General features: G+C 60.2%; 1 protein-coding gene. It reads right to left on the reverse strand.

All coding sequences use genetic code 11. From position 1 onward, the window contains the following. Positions 1-76 precede the first annotated feature (76 nt). Positions 77-327: RpiB/LacA/LacB family sugar-phosphate isomerase (locus tag P0G09_RS16635; protein ID WP_275253216.1), on the reverse strand; the 251-nt coding region annotated here is incomplete at its 5' end.

Genomic DNA, 327 nt, shown 5'->3' on the forward strand with positions numbered 1-327 from the left:
CAGGATGCTCAGCTTGTGCTGCAGCAGGGGATGCTCAACGATCATAGGGGTCATAAATACACGCTCCTTTTTATGTTTATCGGGTTTCGATTGCCATCAGTTTTGCAAGGCGCTTTTCGTGGCGGCCGCCCTCAAACGGGGTGTTCAGGAACAGATCCACCAGCTGGCAGGCAAGGCCGGGGCCGACAACGCGGCCGCCCTTGCACAGGGCATTGGCATCGTTGTGGCGGCGGGTGTACTCGCAGCTGAAGCTGTCGGAGCAGCAGCAGGCGCGGATGCCCTTGACCTTGTTGGCGGCCATGCTGATGCCGACACCGGTGCCGCAGA

Source organism: Faecalibacterium sp. DFI.5.82 (assembly GCF_029076575.1).
Lineage (GTDB): Bacteria > Bacillota > Clostridia > Oscillospirales > Ruminococcaceae > Faecalibacterium > Faecalibacterium duncaniae.